Raw genomic sequence first — 15,054 nt, forward strand, 5'->3', positions numbered from 1 at the left:
CCAGGGTCTCCCCAATGAGAGAGACCTAACCCGCCCCGCCTTCGGCTGACCATATGCGGGCGATATGGGGTGTTTGTGTCATGTCCGGAGGGCTTCAAGCGAGATGCTGCGTGCCCTGCTCTGTGGCCGTATCAAGCGGGTTCGCCGTTCTCCTGACATGACATCGCTGAGTCACTACGATCCCGACGATCTGTATTGGGTCTTGTAAGGGGGATCGGTGCTTCCGCACCAGAGGCAGTACGCGCAGGGGATGTTCCGCGCGCTCGTGGACGAGAGCAGCGGTAACGAGTTCGAGAAGCTGGTGCACCGACTGATGGAGCTGTGCCACCCCGGATACGTGCCGATACGCACTCATGGTGATATCGGTGACCTTGGCGGGGATGGGCTCTGCACCTGCCACGGACATCTCTATGCCTGCTATGCACCAGAGACGTTCCAAGTCTCGAAGGTTCGGGACAAGTTCTTTGGCGATTTAGAGAGCGCCCTGATACAGCGCCCTGAGCAGTTCGATGCCTTCGTGTTCGTGCACAACGACCAGCGAGGTATCCACCCGGTGGTCGCAGGGTTGATCTCTGAGGCTCAGCGGAGGCTGCCGAAGACCCAGCTGCGGCAGATGGGGCCACGCAAGCTCTGGAACGAAGCGTTGATCCTGGACCTACCGAGGATGGAGCAACTCCTCGGCCAGCCGATTCCGGTGAGCGAAGTCCGTTACGCCGTGGGTATGGCGGACATCGAACCACTGCTGAAACACCTGGCCGACAACCGTCCACGGCATGTACGACCCGCGGATATCCCATTGCCGAGCACCATGAAAGCGGACTACAACCGGCTCAGTCCTCGCTCCCAACAGGTGTTCAGAGAGGCTCGCCCCTACGTCTACCAAGTGGAGGAGTACTACCGTGGGTTGATCAACCATACTGAGCAGGACGAGGTGGCGGCCGGGTTCACGGCGTACTACTGCCAGATGCGGGAGGAGTACGGCGACCAGCCAGATGAGATCCTCTGGCAGTTGGAAGGGTACGTCTTGGGTCAGGCGCATGCCCGCTGGGAACGGGCCGACGCGGCCAGGGTCGTGGTCACGTTCTTCTTCGATCAATGCGACATCTTCGAGGTTCCGCCACCCGGGTGGCGCCGACCGCAGTCGGGAACATCATGATCACACCGACGAAGGGAATTACTCCGGATCGTGCGCTTCTAGCCGTTGGCGCCCAGATCATCCTTCAGCTCGATCGGCCGCTGACAGTCAGCCAAACTTGGGCTCGTCTGCGCACCTGGCGGCAGGTGAACGGGCACCCGGCACCGTTATCCTTTGGCTGGTTCGTGCTCGCGCTCGATGTGCTCTACGCACTCGGGGCCCTGGAGTTGAACGACGATCTGCTGACGGTGGTGAGGACGGGCCATGCTGCGTCGGCTCTCGGCTGACGACCAACGCTTCAAAACGGTCGAATTCCGCGAGGGGCTCAACCTTCTGGTTGCGCGAAGTACCGCAGAGTCATCCTCGACCGACAGTCGTAATGGTTCCGGCAAATCGAGTCTTGTTGAGCTCCTGCACTTCTTGCTCGGGGCGCGAGGCAGCCGCAATCACCTCGCCAGCCGGCCGAGCCTTCGGGACATCACGTTCACGCTGCGCCTCGATTGGCCGGGACAGGCGAGAGCCATGGAAGTGAGCCGGAGCGGGAAAACAGCCGCGAACGTCCTGTTAGATCCCTGTCCCACATCCCTTGCAGGGCTTCTCCCGGAAGGCCGGTGCGCGGTCCCGGTCGGGGATTGGCAGGCGCTTACCGAGTCTGCGCTGTTCGGCCTGTCCGGTGAGCATCCGGGAGTCAGCGGGCGGGCGCTGCTGTCCTTCCTGATGCGCAAGGTCGGAGACCATGGATTCAACGAGGCCATCCGGAGTTTCGCGCGGCAGCCGGAGGCGCAGGCCACTCCGAACCTTGCTTACCTGCTGGGATTGGACTCCGATCTGGCGGCGCGATACCAGGATCTCGCGGCGCGCAAGGCCACCCGCGACCAGCTGAAGAAGGCGATCGACGATCCGGTATGGGGTCAGGTCGTCGGTAAGAGCGCGGACCTCCGCGGCCAGATAGCGATTGTCGAATCGAGAATCACCGCGTTGAACCGGCAGATCGCCGAGTTCCGGGTGGTGCCCCAGTACGAGGAGCTCAAATCTCGGGCCGATGAGCTGACGCGGCGGATCCAGGAGCTCAGCGCCGAGGACATCATCGATCGGCGGAACCTCGATCACCTGGAGAAGGCGGTGGCCGAAGCCATCGACCCGGAAGTCCACTACCTCCAAGACGTCTACGAAGGACTCGGCATTTCGATCCCCGATCGAACGCTCCGCAGGTTCGAGGATGTACGCGAATTCCATGCCGCCGTGGTCGCCAACCGCCGTACTTACCTTGAGCAAGAGATCCGAGATACCCGAACGCGGCTGGAGAACCGTAAGGCCGAGCGGGCTCTCCTCGGGGAGGAGCAGAGCCGCATCCTCAAGCAACTTGGTGCAGGTGGTGCGCTCGCCGCTCTGACGACTCTGCAGAAGGCGCTGGGCCAGGAGGAGGCCGCGCGGGGCGCGTTGCAACACCGCTTGGAGGCGGCTCAGGCTGTTGAGGCGGGCAAGCGGGAGATCGCGAGCGAGCGTCTCAGATTGAACCAGGCCATCGAGACCGATCTGCAGGAGCGTCGCCTCCAGACCGACGAGGCCCAGGTTCTGTTCAATGACTTCGCTCAGCGTCTCTACGGTACGACCAGGCCGTCCTATCTCAAGATCGAGCCAGGACCGAGCAGCCTGAGGATCACCCCGAAGATCGATAGTGATGTCAGCCAGGGCATCAACCGAATGGCGATCTTCTGCTTCGACCTGACCATCGCCGTCATAGCCCGCCGCGCGAACCGGGGTCCGGACTTCCTGGTCCATGACAGCCATCTCTTCGACGGTGTCGATGATCGTCAGTTGACCCGGGCTCTGGAGATCGCTGTTGAGACCATGGCAGCCGAGAACATGCAGTACATCGTCACGATCAACGAGGATGATCTCGCCAAGGCCCGGGCCCTGGGCTTTGGCGCCGACCCCTACATCATCGAGCCTCGACTGACAGATGCCTACGCTGAAGGAGGCCTCTTCGGTTTCCGCTTCGACAGGTAATCGGCACGTCCGAGTCGCGGGAAGAGGAGGGTGCATGAGCACGTACTGGTTCGAGCTCGTGGTCGGTCCGGTGGGCGACCTGGAGGAGGTCGCCGAGCGGCTGTACGCGATCTGCGGTGACGGCCAGCCGTCCGGCGATGGGCGGGGTGGCGCCGTCCTGTTCTCCCGGGAGTCGCGCAACGCCGTCGAGGCGATCCTGTCGGCGATCGACGACAGCGAGCGCGCGGGCCTCACGGTGACGGGCGTGGCCGAGGACCTGGTCACGGTCGATGACATCGCCGAGAAGACCGGTCGGTCAGGTCAGGCGGTCGGGCACTGGATCACCGGCGAGCGCGGCCCCGGCGGCTTCCCTGCACCGGTGATCCACCGCAGCAGCCGGATCAGGTTGTACTCCTGGGCCCAGGTCTCGCGCTGGCTGGCCGGCGCCGGGCTCGGCCGCGTCGACCAGGTCGCCGCCGAGGCCGCCACCGCCGCCGCCGAGGTGGACGTCCTGCTGCGCGCCCGCCAAGTCCTGCGCAACGCGCCCTCGGCCCGCCGCACCGCCCTGGCCAGACTGATCGACGCCTGAGCGGTGCGTTCGGGACCGGGGTGCCCCGCGCGGCTCCTGTCAGGCGGGGTACGGGGTCGCGTCGCGTGCGGGGCGCAGGGCGGCGGACCACCAGGCGAGCTGGTCCAGCAGGGCCTTGGCGTAGCCGGGGGCCTCGGCGTCCAGCGGCTGCCCGTCCTGCCACGTGGCGAAGTAGTTCGGGAACGCCAGGCTCTCGCGGATGGTCACCGCGTGCAGTTCGGTGAGGACGTTCTCCAGGTGGAGGACGGCATGGCGGCCGCCACCCGCGCCGCCGTAGCTGGCGAAGGCCACGGGCTTGGCCGTCCAGTGGGTGTAGTGCCAGTCGATGGCGGCCTTCAGGGAGGCGGGGTAGCTGTGGTTGTACTCGGGCGTGACCAGGATGAAGGCGTCCGCCCCCGCCAGGCTGGACGTCAGGGGCGCCATGGCTTCGGGGCGCGGGTAGGAGTCGCCGGCGAACTTCGGCGGGGTCGCGGGCAACGACAGCGGGAGTTCGACGTCGGCGAGGTCGACGACCTCGACGTCGAACCCGCCGTGTACGCGCGCCTGCTCGGCGACCCAGGAGGCGACGACGGGCCCGAACCGGCCCTCGCGGACGCTCCCGATGATGATGGCCAATGTGTGCTTCTCGCTCATGCGTTCCACGGTCCACCGCCGCGAGGGCGGTAACCAGACCCGGCGCAGGCTGGCCCCCGCAGGGCCAGCCTGCGGTGTTCGAGCGCGCCGGCACCGCTCGTAGACTCCGGCCATGGGTACGCCACTGGGCGACTTCGTCCGCGCCAAGCGCGACAGCATCCAGCCCGAGTCGTTCGGGTTGCCCGACCGGGGCCGCCGGCGCTCCCCGGGGCTGCGGCGCTCGGATCTGGCCGCCCGGGCCAGGATCAGCGTCGAGTACCTCACCCGCATCGAGCAGGGCCGCGACCGCAACCCGTCTCCCGCCGTGGTCAACGCCCTTGCCGACGCCCTGAGCCTGGACGCCGCGGAACGCGACCACCTGCGCTACCTCGTCAAGATGACCAATGGGGCCTGTGGTGGGCGCCGCCGGCCGGAACCGCCCAGCCGCGAGGTCCGCCCCACCGTGCTGGAGACCGTCCGGCTCCTCGAACCGGCGGTCGCGTACGTCACCAACCGCCTGGGTGACGTGCTCGCGCACACCAGCGGGTTCGAGCTGGTGATGCGCGGGAGCGGGCTGCTGGAGACCCGGGAGCCGAACCTGACGCGCTACGTGTTCACCGACCCGCGGGCCCGGACGTTCTTCGCCGACTGGGAGCAGGTGGCCGACGAGCAGGCCTTCGACCTGTGGTTCGGGCCGTCCACGGAGACCTCCGAGTGGTTCAAGGCCGCACTCGCCCCGCTCGCCGGCCAGGAGTTCACCGGGCGGCTCGACCGCCACCTGCCCCCGTCGCAGGTCCCGCTCCGGCTCGACCACCCCACCGCGCACGAGCTGCGGTGGCAGCGGGAACGGCTGGAACTGCCGCGCACCGACGCGCAGGCACTGGTCGTCCTCCTGCCCGCCGACGAGACGACGGCCCGGGCCGTGGAGCGTCTGCGCCGCCAGCCCGGCGGCGGCCTTCGCGCGATCGGTTGACGCGGCCGGGCACGGCGCCGGACGCCCCCGACGGGACGTCCGGCCGGACGCGGGGCCGCGGAAGATCCCGATCAGTATGGCGATCGCGGGCGTGCCCGTGCGGGCCGAACGGGGAGGTGTGCGCTCTTCACCTTCCGTGGATCGTCGCGGCCTCAGGCTTCTCGTAGCCAGTGGTCGAGGGTGGTGAAGTCGGCGTCGGTGAGGCCCCGGGCAGGGGGGACGCGATGGAGCAGGGCTCGGCCGGGGTGGTGCGCGGATACCCAGTCCTGATCGGCGTCGGTGATCTCATCGTCGACCCAGATGAAGGGGCGCCGGTTCGCCCACGTCACCAGGGGCCTGGTCTTCCAGCACAGCCCGAACCACTGGTCTTCACGCTCGTCCTCGATGGCGGGCTCGGGCCAGTTCACCACCGGTAGCCGCGGCAGCCCGATCCGGGGCGCGATCACCGTGTTGGCCTCGTCTTCCCAGGTGGTGGCCCAGACCAGGTCGCAGGGCAGCGCGGCCAGCCGGAGCCCCACCCGCGGGTCGAGCCGGGCCAGGTGCACGGTCGGCCCGGTGCCCGAAGGGTCGCGTTGCGAGCCGTCGCCGAACGGCAGGAGCGGTCCGTCCACATCGAGGAAGAACAGCGGCCGGTTCCGCCCGGCCTCGCCCACGTGATGCCTGCCGTCTTCGCCTGCGGCGGCCGGCGATCCGCCACCGCGGGCGTGTGCGGTCACCGCGGGGTGAGCCGGATCACCGGGTATTCCCGGTCGGATTTGCTCTGGTACTTCGCGTAGCGGGGCTGGGCGGCTGTGATGTGCTGCCATGCCTGCTCGCGTTCGGCGCTGTCGAGCCGGTGCGGCGTCACCGGCACGGCACCGCGGTTGGGCAACTCGATCGACGCCCGGTCGGGGTGCGCCATGAGGTTGGCGTGCCAGTCCGGGTGCCGGCTCCCGCCGCCCGATGCGACGATCAGCCAGGTGTCCTCGCCGTCGGCGAACCACGCCAAAGGTGTTTCCCGCGGCTGCCCGCTGTGGCGGCCCACCGTGTTCAGGACCAGCACGTCCATGCCCATGAGCTTGCCGCGGCCACCCCGGATCTTGCGGTTCATGCGGGCGTTCATTTTCCGCTGTATCCACAGCGACACCGCCCCGGGCGAACCGCTCTCGCGCTTTCCGCGGCCGCCTGCCTGCTGGTCCCGTGCCATCGACTACCTCCGGCCGGTCGACTCGATGTCCATGGCGGTAACGCTAGGCGCGCCCGGCCGCGGGCGCTTCTCGATTCCTGACCGGTCCGCCGCGCACCGCTGGTGGTGGGATCTCGGATCGCCCGGCCGTGAACGTTGGGTCTCACCGTCGCGCCGGACGGCCGGCGGGTCTGGGCTGGACCGTCCAGACCGGGAAGTCCGCCATGGATGAGCGGGCTCCTCGCCGGCGGGAACGGGGAAGCCCCCCGGCCGGGGAGGGCCGGGGGGCGGGGGCGGGCAGGGGTCAGGGGCTGGTCTGGACGCCGTAGCCGAGCAGGCGGTGGCCGTGGCAGTCGCCGCCGAAGCGCCAGTAGCCGACGCCCACCCACGCGCCGTACCGCCAGCCGTTCGAGCACTGGGTGACGGCCCGGGCGTACCCGGAGTGGACGCGGCAGTTCCCCCACCAGCGGGTGTCGTTGTGACCGACTCCGTCGCAGGTGAACGACCGCGGTGCGGCCTTCTCGCCCTTGCTGAGCAGTACCGTGTCGCCGACCGGTCGCTTCGACGACGACTGCGGCACCGGCTTGGGCCCGTCGGCGTGGGCCGCGGCGGCCGGGACGGCGAGGAAGGCGGCGACGGCGGTGGCCGTGATGATCTGCCTGGACTTCGTGCGCATCTCTCGTTCTCCCTTCTGGGGACCTGCTACGAGTGTCGGGAGAACGGGCCGGGAAGTCCTTGACGTTCAGTGCGTCGTGGTTGACTCTCCGCGCACGGCCCGGGGGCTCGTCCCGTAGGCCGCCTTGAAGGTCCGGCTGAAGTGCGCGGCGTCGGTGAAGCCCCACCGGGCGGCGATGGCGTGGACGGGGCGGCCGGCCAGCAGCGGGTCGGCGAGGTCACGGTGGCAGCGGTCGAGGCGGCGGGCCCTGACATGGCCGGCGACGGTCAGCCCGCGCGCCCGGAACAGGGCGTGCAGGGAGCGGGTGGAGATGTGGTGGGCGGCGGCGATCGTCCCGGGGGACAGGGCGGGGTCGCCCAGCCGGTCGTGGACGAACGCCTCGATCCGGTGGAACAGCGCGTCCTGCGGTGAGCTTGCGGTCGCCTCCAACTCCTGGGCGAGCAGCGCCTCCAGCAGGTCCACCAGCGCGGCCGACAGGCGGTGCGCGCAGGCGGGGCGGTAGTGCTCGGCGTCCTGGACGGTGCGGACCGCGACGTCGGTGAGCAGCGCGCCGACACCGGACCGGCCGTCCAGTTCGGCCCCGACCACCTGCCGGATCGTGCGGGCGGGCAGCGGCAGCAGGTCGCGCGGGATCCGGACGAACAGGCACCGGTCGACGCCGGGGCTCCGCTCGCCGTGGAAGGGCAGGGACGTGTCCAGCAGCGTGAGGGTGCCGGGGGCGAGGGAGATCTGGCGGCCGTTGTGCACCAGCGTCCCGTGCCCGCGCAGGTTGACCACCAGGCGGTAGGCGTCGGGGTCGGACCGGCGGATCAGGGCCGGGTCGCGCCGCACCTCGCAGCATTCCGGTGTCCGGGTGGCCAGCGCCATGACCGTCACCGGGCCGAGGTCGACCCGGCGCAGCCGGGCGGAGAACCCGGCGGGCCGCGCGCACGCCACGTCCATGGGGGAGGACTCCCGGAAGACGATCTCGCGGAAGTACGCGAACCGCTCGGTGTCCGGAACGTCGTCCGTGCAGATCACAGCGTTCATCGCCGGCCCCTTCCCCGATGTGCCGTCCCTCCGGGATACCGCATCGGGCCGGGGCCCCGCCCGGTTTCCTCACGATGAGTCAGAGGATTGTCACCTTGCGGTGCGGGTGCCGGGCTGCAGTGAACCGATGTGCGCGGGTCGTGAATAGTGGGGGAAGCACGCGCCTTCGGGAGGAATCTTGGCAGGTCAGACACTCGCCCCGCCGAGCGGCGTCATCGGCCGGCCGGTCGAGCCGCTGCGCCGCTTCCTGCGGACCGAGTCGGGGAGCGCCGCGCTGCTGCTGGCGGCGACCGTCGTAGCGCTGCTGTGGGCGAACTCGCCGTGGTCGGGCACCTACGAGACCTTCTGGCACACCGAGTTCGAGGTTCGGCTGGGCGACGCGAGCATCGCGCTGGACCTGCGGCACTGGGTCAACGACGGCCTGATGGTGTTCTTCTTTTTCGTGGTGGGCCTGGAGGTCAAGCGCGAGCTGGCGATGGGCGAGCTCACCGAGTGGCGGCGGGCGGCGGTGCCCCTCATCGGCGCGGTCACGGGGCTCCTGCTCCCCGCGATGATCTTCCTGGCGCTGAACCCCGGCGGCGAGGCGGCCCGGGCGTGGGGTGTCGTCATCTCCACCGACACCGCGTTCCTGCTGGGCATCCTCGCGGTGGTGGGGCCGGCCCGCGCCACCGCGCTGCGGATCTTCCTGTTGACGCTCGCCGTCGCCGACGACGTCGGCGCGCTGCTGGTCATCGCGCTGTTCTACACCGAGGAGCTGAGGCCGTGGCCGCTGCTGGTCGCCGCGCTCGGCATGGCCGTCATGGCGATGCTGCGGCGGCTTCAGGTGTGGCGCGGCCCGGCGTACTTCGTGGTGGCCATCGTGGTCTGGGTGGCGATGTACGAGTCGGGGGTGCACCCCACCGTCGCGGGGGTGGTCATCGCGCTGTTCGTGCCGGTGCACCCGCCGGGGCGGCGCGAGGTGGAGGACGCCGAGCGGCTCACCCACGCGTTCCGCCAGTCGCCGAGCCCCGAGCTGGCCCGGGCGGCGCGGCTGGGCGTCGAGCGGGCGGTCTCGCTCAACGAGCGGTTGCAGCGGCTCTACCACCCGTGGACGGGCTACGTCATCGTGCCGATCTTCGCGCTGGCGAACGCCGGGGTCCACCTGGACGCGCGGATGCTGTCCGAGGCGATGCGCTCCCCGCTGACCTGGGGGATCATCGCCGGGCTGGTGGCCGGTAAGCCGATCGGCATCATGATCGGCTCGCTGGCCGCGACCCGGCTGGGGATCGGCCGGATGCCGCACGGCATGAACGCCCTCCAGCTCGCCGGCGGGGCCGCCCTGTCCGGGATCGGGTTCACCATCTCCCTGTTCATCGTCGACCTGGCGCTGGACGACCCCCTGCTGGCCGACGAGGCCCGGGTCGGCGTGCTGGCGGCCTCGGTGCTGGCGACGCTGCTGGGCTGGGCGCTGTTCCTCGTCGCCCGCCGGCCCGGCCGGGCCCCCGAGGCCCGGCCGACCCGGCTCGACCCGCCGGTGGACCCCCGGCGCGACCACGTCCGCGGGCCCGCCGGCGCGCCGCTGACGCTGGTCGAGTACGGCGACTTCGAGTGCCCCTTCTGCGGCCAGGCCACGGGGTCGGTGGAGGAGGTGCGGGAGTACTTCGGCGACCGGCTGCGGTACGTCTTCCGCCACCTGCCGCTGACCGACGTGCACCCGCACGCGGAACTGGCCGCCCAGGCGGCGGAGGCCGCGGCGGCCCAGGGCCGGTTCTGGGAGATGCACGACCTGCTGTTCGCGCACGGCGACCGCCTGGACGCGGAGGTCATCTACGTCCTCGCCCGGGAACTCGACCTGGACCTGGACGAGTTCGAGGCCGACATGTGGAACACCCTGTACGCGTCCCGGATCCTGGAGGACGTCGAGAGCGCCGGCACCGGCGGGGCGCAGGGCACCCCGACGTTCTTCGTCAACGGGCACCGGCACGCCGGCCCCTTCGACGCCGCCACCCTGATCCGCGTCCTGGAGGAGGGCCCCTGAGCCCGGCGGGAGACGGGGGAGAGAACGCGGCCGGCGGGGTTCAGGTGGCTAGGGCGGCGACGGGCTCCATGCGGGCGGCCTTGGCGGCGGGGTACACGCCGGCCACGAGACCGACGGTCAGGCCGAGCAGCGGCCCGACCACCAGCAGCCAGGGTGAGATGGCGGCGGTCCACCCCCTGGCCAGGGAGATCGCGATGGTGAGGTCCAGCCCGCCGATGGTGCCGGCCACCCCGCCGAGCAGGCCCAGCACACCGCTCTCCAGCAGGAACTGAACGAGGATGGAGCGGCGGGAGGCGCCGATGGCACGCCGCAACCCGATCTCGTGGCGGCGCTCCAGGACGGCGACCAGGGTGGTGTTGCCGATACCGATCGCGCTGATCAGCAGCGATACCGCGGCCATGACGAGGAACAGCGTGCGGGTGTCGGTCTCGACCCCGGCCCGGAGCCGCTCCGGGTCGGGCGGGACCTGGGCGACGAGCTGGTCGGGCTGGGCCGGGTCGAGGGCGACCTTGGCCTCGGTGCCCACCTGCCGGGCCGCGCCGGGCCGGGTCTGCACGACCACCTTGGGTTCCTGGAACGAGATCTTCGAGGTGGGGTCACGTGCCACCCATTCCGGGACGATCGCCGACAGCTGTGCCTGGGAGTCGAAGTCCGCGGTGGTGACGATGCCGAGCAGCAGGTAGGGGCGTCCCGCCAGGTGGATGACCGTACGCCCGTCGGCGATGCTGTGATCGGCCGGGTTCAGCCCCAGGTTGCGGGCCGCGACGTCGCCGAGCAGGAGCACCCGATGCCGCAGGTCCTGGTGGACGGGGTCGTACAGCCGGCCCGAGACGGGCCGTATCCGCAGCGCTCGCAGCGCGTCCGGATCGGCGGCCATCACCTGGGTCTCCACCGCCGCCGACGGCACGCGGTCGCCGGGCCGGCCGGCCCGGGGCAGGGGGTCCCCGGCGAGGGCCACCGTTCCGGCGGCGACGACCCCGTTCAGCCGCCTGGCCCGCTCCAGCGCGTCGGGGCCGATGACCGGGCCGCGCAGGCCGGTCGCGGTGTCGATCGGAGCGCCCGCCGCACCCGAGAAGCCCTCCACGGAGATCCTGGTCGCCTTGAGCGCGTCGAACCGGGCCGACACCTGGGCGGCCGCGGAACCGGTCAGGCCGACGGTCGCCACGAGGGCCAGGATGCCGAACGCGACCCCGAGCAGGGTCAGGGCACTGCGCAGCCTGCGCCCCCGTACGGCCTCCACCGCCTCGGTCACCAGGTCCAGCGCCGCCGCGCCGCCCCGGTGCCGCGGCTCAGCCATGCGGGGGACGCTCGGCGAGCGCCTGCCGGTCGGTGACCTCGCCGAGCCGCCCGTCGCGTACCCGCAGCACGCGGTCCGCGGCGCCCGCGATCGCGAGGTCGTGGGTGACCACGACCACGGCCGGCCCGCCGTCGTGCGCCAGGTCGGCGAGCATGGCCATCACCGTGCCGGACATTTCGGTGTCCAGGTTCCCGGTCGGCTCGTCGCAGAGCAGGAGCAGGGGCCGGTGCACGATGGCCCGGGCGATCGCCACGCGCTGTTTCTCGCCCCCCGACAGGGTGCGGGGCACCGCGTGGAGCCGGTGGCCCAGCCCCACCCGGTGGAGCGTTTCCCGCGCGATCCGGTGCCGCTCCCGGCGGGGTCCGCGGTTGTACAGGAGAGGCAGCGCGACGTTGGCGACCGCGGTTTTGTGGCCGATGAGGTGGAACGCCTGGAAGACGAAGCCGATCCGGTGCGCCCGTACCCGGGTCCGCTCGGCCTCCGACAGCCGTGCCGTGTCCTGCCCGCCCAGCAGGTAGCGGCCCGAGGTCGGGCGATCCAGCAGGCCGAGCGTGTTCAGCAGCGTCGACTTCCCCGATCCCGACGGGCCGATGATCGCCACGATCTCGCCCGCGGCGACGGAGAGGTTCACCTCGCTGAGGGCGTCGACCGGCCCGGCCGGCGACTCGTAGGTCCGGCAGACCCCCTCCAGGGTCACGGCCGCCGTCACGGGGGCTCCTCGCGAACCGTCCAGGCGCTCACCAGTACCTGGTCGCCGCCGGCCAGCGCGCCCGCCGGCGTGGAGATCGCGACCTGGCCGTCCACTTCGAAGCCCGGCTCGACCTCCACTTCGAGCCGCCGCCCGGCACGGACGACCTTGACGACCGTACGGCCGCCGGGCAGCGACCACAGCGCGGAGGAGGGCACGACGGGCCCCTTCGCGGCGGCTTTCTCGACTTCGATGCGCGCCTGGTAACCCGTGCCGGCTTTCAGGGACGACCCCGCCCGGAGCGTCACCTCCCGACCGGGTTCGTCCCCCGGTTCGTCGTCCGGTGCCGGGGAGCCCTGGCCGGCCGGCGGATCGTTCCGCACGGCCGGGCCGATGCGGTCGACCCGTGCCGGCAGCGCCCTGCCCGCCGGCGGTGTCACGGTGGCCGGGGCTCCCCTGCGCAGGCCGTGTACGGCGCTTTCGTCGGGTACCGCGCAGCGCAGCACCACCCGGCCGGACTGCACGACCACGTCTCCGGTCCGCGCGGGCTCACCGACGGCCGTGGCGACCTTGCCCAGCCGGGCCGGCAGCCGGGGGAGCACCAGCAGTTCCCGGCGGGGCATCGTCACGCCCGCGGCGGGCGATCGCGGGTCGCGTTCCTCCGTCCCGCCACCGGCCGGTGGCGCCGCGCCGGGGGCGGGGTAGCCGTGGTCGCGGTAGAGCCGTGCCACGGCCTGCCGGGTGCGCTCGTCGAACGTGCCGCTCGGCCGCCGCGCGGGCAGCAGCCCGAGCCGGACCAGCGCCGCCTGCAGCTGTTCGACGTCAGGGCCCCTGGCTCCCGGCAGGATGTCCCGGTAGGCCGGTAGCCGCCCGGCCAGCACGATCACCGGACGGCCTGAGACCTCCACCAGGACCCGGCCCTCGCCGATCAGGTGCCCGTTTTTCACCGGCAGTGCCGTGACGACGGGGTCGCCCTGCCCCTCGCCGGCCGCCAGCGGGACCGGCACCACCGAACTCGGTTCCGCCCGGCAGTCCAGGGTCGCCGTGCGCACGAGCGTTTCGAACCGTACCGGCACGGTGATCACCGATCTCGGCGGAGCCTTCGCCTCCGCCGCCAGCTGTTGCGGTGTCCGGGCCTGGCCGGCGAGCCACCAGGTCACTCCCGTCCCCAGTACCAAGCCGCTCAGACCGGTGAAAACCGCCCATCGGCTGCGCCCTAAGGCCGGCATGTCGGTCCTTCGTCTCGATCGCGGGTGCCGAAACGGCAGCGCATATGGACCGTTCGCCCTAACTTGTCAGAATCTTCTTTGCCCGCGCGAGCGCAGCCTGGTTCATCTCCCTGATGGCGGTGATATCTGCCTCGTACCGGCGCATCCCAGCCGTGTAATAGAGATCTTCCAGCCGGCGACGTTGAGCTGCGTAATTGTTTTTGAGCTCGCACTCCGCATCTGCGACGGCCAGTTTGATCTCCGCTCTGAACGCCTGGTCGGCGCTTGCCGACTTGTAGCGGGTCGCGGCCTGACTGCGGGCCGCGGCGGGGTCGGGAAGAGCGGGGTGCCCCTTGCCGGACATGCATGCCGACCAGGTGGAGTTGAGCGTCTTCATGGCAGGGTCGGCGCCGGCTCTACGACGGGCCTCGATGGGAAGGTTCGCGGCGAAGTTCTCGCCCTTGAGCATCTGTTCGAGGGAGCCGAATATCTTGATGCGCGCCTCGGACAGGCAGCCGACGGGAGAGGTTTCGATTTGCTTTCCGTCCGGCAGGGTAACCCGTATTCTTTTGACATCGTCCGGGCCGTAGAAAGCTTCTCCCCATCTTTTCCTGTCTGCCTCTGAAAGAAGCTTGAGGTCAGCGGCGCCGGGGTCGTTCTGCGGTCCCCCGATACGCTCCTGGGTCTTGTACCCGTGACGTTTGGCCGCGGCGACGCCGATGCCGTAGTCGTCCTTGCCCATGGTGGGGTGCGCGTCGGTGGCGGGGGCCGTCAGCTTGACGTAGCGGAAGCCCTTGGCCGCCATGCACCGGTGGACGAGTTCCTGCTCCGCGGCGAACCGCGTGCTGAAGCCGTCGAAGAGACCGCGCAGGGCGTCCCGGACGCCGGGATCCGGAGACCGGGGCAGTTGCCAGGGAACCTCGGGGCCGCCCTTGACGGGACCCCGGTCCGGGGAGTCTCCTCCGCAGCCGGCGAGCGGCACCGCCGAAATGGCGGCGGCCAGGCCGATCTGCAAATATTTCGACATGGTGGCCCGTTGCCGCCCGGAACGGCTGTCCGGGCGGCAGCGAGCTTGCCGAATAATCGGCACGTCTTCGTACCCTTCGGTTAGGTCAGCAGGAGACGCCGGCGTTCCAGCCGTGGTGACTTTCGCCACGGTTGACATACATTCCGGAGCCTGCTCGGGGGAGGTACTGCCCTCGGCTGACCCATACTGTCACGGCCACGTACCCGGGCCTGTCGTAGACGCAACTCCAGTACCAGCTCTGGTAGCGGTTCGCCCAGGAAGAGTCCTTGTTTCGAAGTTGCGACGGTGCCGAGGTGTTGAGCCAGTTCGACTGGTTTCCCTGGTGTTCGAAGTGCTTGCCGCCGAACTCCGCGTCTTCGTACACGCACAGCGCGCCGATGTCGCAGGGATTCGCCGCGGCCGCCGGGGCGGGCTCCGCAGCCGCCGGGGTCGCAGCCGAGAGGCAGAGACCTGCTACCGTCACGGCGGATAGAGAGGTTGCCAGTACCGTTGCCCTTACTGCCATGCTGATCCCCAGTCAGAGAGGTAGTAAAACTTCGGTGACCAGACGATTCGACCATATGCATTTTGCTGTGAGCAATATGCATAGAGTGACGTTATTTAGCCGTTATCTGAATGGTTGACATCTCAACTGTCAGAATGGATGCAC

At 70.1% G+C, this 15,054-nt stretch carries 16 protein-coding genes; 6 read left to right on the forward strand and 10 right to left on the reverse strand.

All coding sequences use genetic code 11. From position 1 onward, the window contains the following. Window positions 1-217 precede the first annotated feature (217 nt). From DPM19_RS19245 to DPM19_RS19260, 4 genes are read left to right on the forward strand one after another with little or no spacing between them, the layout of a single operon-like run. Window positions 218-1,156 (forward strand): ABC-three component system protein, encoded by a 939-nt coding sequence (locus tag DPM19_RS19245; protein WP_111869325.1) that lies wholly within the window; start codon window positions 218-220, stop codon window positions 1,154-1,156. Beyond that, entirely contained in the window at window positions 1,153-1,422 is a 270-nt protein-coding gene (locus tag DPM19_RS19250) for an ABC-three component system middle component 6 (RefSeq protein WP_111869326.1), read from the forward strand. Before DPM19_RS19245 ends, DPM19_RS19250 begins: the two co-directional genes overlap by 4 nt. Continuing rightward, window positions 1,400-3,145 carry an ABC-three component system protein gene (locus DPM19_RS19255; RefSeq protein WP_111869327.1) on the forward strand — a complete coding sequence of 582 codons (1,746 nt, stop codon included), beginning with the start codon at window positions 1,400-1,402 and terminating at the stop codon, window positions 3,143-3,145. The genes DPM19_RS19250 and DPM19_RS19255 overlap by 23 nt, the downstream gene beginning before the upstream one ends. Before the next feature lie 34 nt (window positions 3,146-3,179). Next, window positions 3,180-3,713 carry a hypothetical protein gene (locus DPM19_RS19260; protein WP_111869328.1) on the forward strand — a complete coding sequence of 178 codons (534 nt, stop codon included), beginning with the start codon at window positions 3,180-3,182 and terminating at the stop codon, window positions 3,711-3,713. A gap of 39 nt (window positions 3,714-3,752) precedes the next feature. Here DPM19_RS19260 and DPM19_RS19265 read toward each other — a convergent pair whose 3' ends face one another. Continuing rightward, window positions 3,753-4,346 carry an NADPH-dependent FMN reductase gene (locus DPM19_RS19265; protein ID WP_111869329.1) on the reverse strand — a complete coding sequence of 198 codons (594 nt, stop codon included), beginning with the start codon at window positions 4,344-4,346 and terminating at the stop codon, window positions 3,753-3,755. Window positions 4,347-4,458: 112 nt separating this feature from the next. On the opposite strand from DPM19_RS19265, the gene DPM19_RS19270 reads away from it, so the two are divergent. After that, window positions 4,459-5,298 (forward strand): helix-turn-helix domain-containing protein, encoded by an 840-nt coding sequence (locus DPM19_RS19270; protein ID WP_111869330.1) that lies wholly within the window; start codon window positions 4,459-4,461, stop codon window positions 5,296-5,298. 152 nt (window positions 5,299-5,450) lie between these two features. Here the strand turns inward: DPM19_RS19270 and DPM19_RS19275 are convergent, their stop codons facing one another. From DPM19_RS19275 to DPM19_RS36350, 4 genes are all read right to left on the reverse strand, one after another. Then, window positions 5,451-5,909, reverse strand: a complete 459-nt coding sequence (locus DPM19_RS19275) for a hypothetical protein (protein WP_233510450.1) — start codon at window positions 5,907-5,909, stop codon at window positions 5,451-5,453. Between the two features lie 101 nt (window positions 5,910-6,010). Continuing rightward, a complete protein-coding gene (locus DPM19_RS19280) occupies window positions 6,011-6,388 on the reverse strand; it encodes a nitroreductase family deazaflavin-dependent oxidoreductase (protein WP_233510458.1) in 378 nt (125 codons plus the stop codon). 379 nt (window positions 6,389-6,767) lie between these two features. Then, on the reverse strand, window positions 6,768-7,139 hold the full coding sequence (locus DPM19_RS19285) for a hypothetical protein (RefSeq protein WP_111869333.1): 372 nt from the start codon (window positions 7,137-7,139) through the stop codon (window positions 6,768-6,770). A 66-nt stretch (window positions 7,140-7,205) separates the two neighbouring features. Continuing rightward, window positions 7,206-8,168 carry an AraC-like ligand-binding domain-containing protein gene (locus DPM19_RS36350; RefSeq protein ID WP_111869334.1) on the reverse strand — a complete coding sequence of 321 codons (963 nt, stop codon included), beginning with the start codon at window positions 8,166-8,168 and terminating at the stop codon, window positions 7,206-7,208. Between the two features lie 178 nt (window positions 8,169-8,346). Between DPM19_RS36350 and nhaA the strand changes: the two genes are divergently transcribed. After that, the gene (gene nhaA / locus DPM19_RS19295; RefSeq protein ID WP_111869335.1) at window positions 8,347-10,185 is read left to right on the forward strand and encodes a Na+/H+ antiporter NhaA; all 1,839 of its coding nucleotides are present in this window, start codon (window positions 8,347-8,349) and stop codon (window positions 10,183-10,185) included. A 40-nt stretch (window positions 10,186-10,225) separates the two neighbouring features. Here nhaA and DPM19_RS19300 read toward each other — a convergent pair whose 3' ends face one another. The 5 genes from DPM19_RS19300 to DPM19_RS37080 all read right to left on the reverse strand — a co-directional run bounded on the left by DPM19_RS19300 (window position 10,226) and on the right by DPM19_RS37080 (window position 14,910). Then, the gene (locus tag DPM19_RS19300) at window positions 10,226-11,482 is read right to left on the reverse strand and encodes an ABC transporter permease (RefSeq protein ID WP_111869336.1); all 1,257 of its coding nucleotides are present in this window, start codon (window positions 11,480-11,482) and stop codon (window positions 10,226-10,228) included. Continuing rightward, complete coding sequence (locus DPM19_RS19305; protein WP_111869337.1) at window positions 11,475-12,191, reverse strand: ABC transporter ATP-binding protein; 717 nt, start codon at window positions 12,189-12,191, stop codon at window positions 11,475-11,477. Before DPM19_RS19305 ends, DPM19_RS19300 begins: the two co-directional genes overlap by 8 nt. Next, window positions 12,188-13,330: a peptidoglycan-binding domain-containing protein gene (locus tag DPM19_RS19310; RefSeq protein ID WP_111869338.1), complete on the reverse strand. Its 1,143-nt coding sequence runs from the start codon at window positions 13,328-13,330 to the stop codon at window positions 12,188-12,190. The genes DPM19_RS19305 and DPM19_RS19310 overlap by 4 nt, the downstream gene beginning before the upstream one ends. A 127-nt stretch (window positions 13,331-13,457) precedes the next feature. Continuing rightward, complete coding sequence (locus DPM19_RS19315; RefSeq protein ID WP_199485172.1) at window positions 13,458-14,534, reverse strand: hypothetical protein; 1,077 nt, start codon at window positions 14,532-14,534, stop codon at window positions 13,458-13,460. Continuing rightward, a complete protein-coding gene (locus DPM19_RS37080; RefSeq protein ID WP_111869340.1) occupies window positions 14,491-14,910 on the reverse strand; it encodes a peptidase inhibitor family I36 protein in 420 nt (139 codons plus the stop codon). Before DPM19_RS37080 ends, DPM19_RS19315 begins: the two co-directional genes overlap by 44 nt. Window positions 14,911-15,054: the final 144 nt, after the last annotated feature.

It is taken from the genome of Actinomadura craniellae, assembly GCF_003289645.1.
Lineage (GTDB): Bacteria > Actinomycetota > Actinomycetes > Streptosporangiales > Streptosporangiaceae > Actinomadura_D > Actinomadura_D craniellae.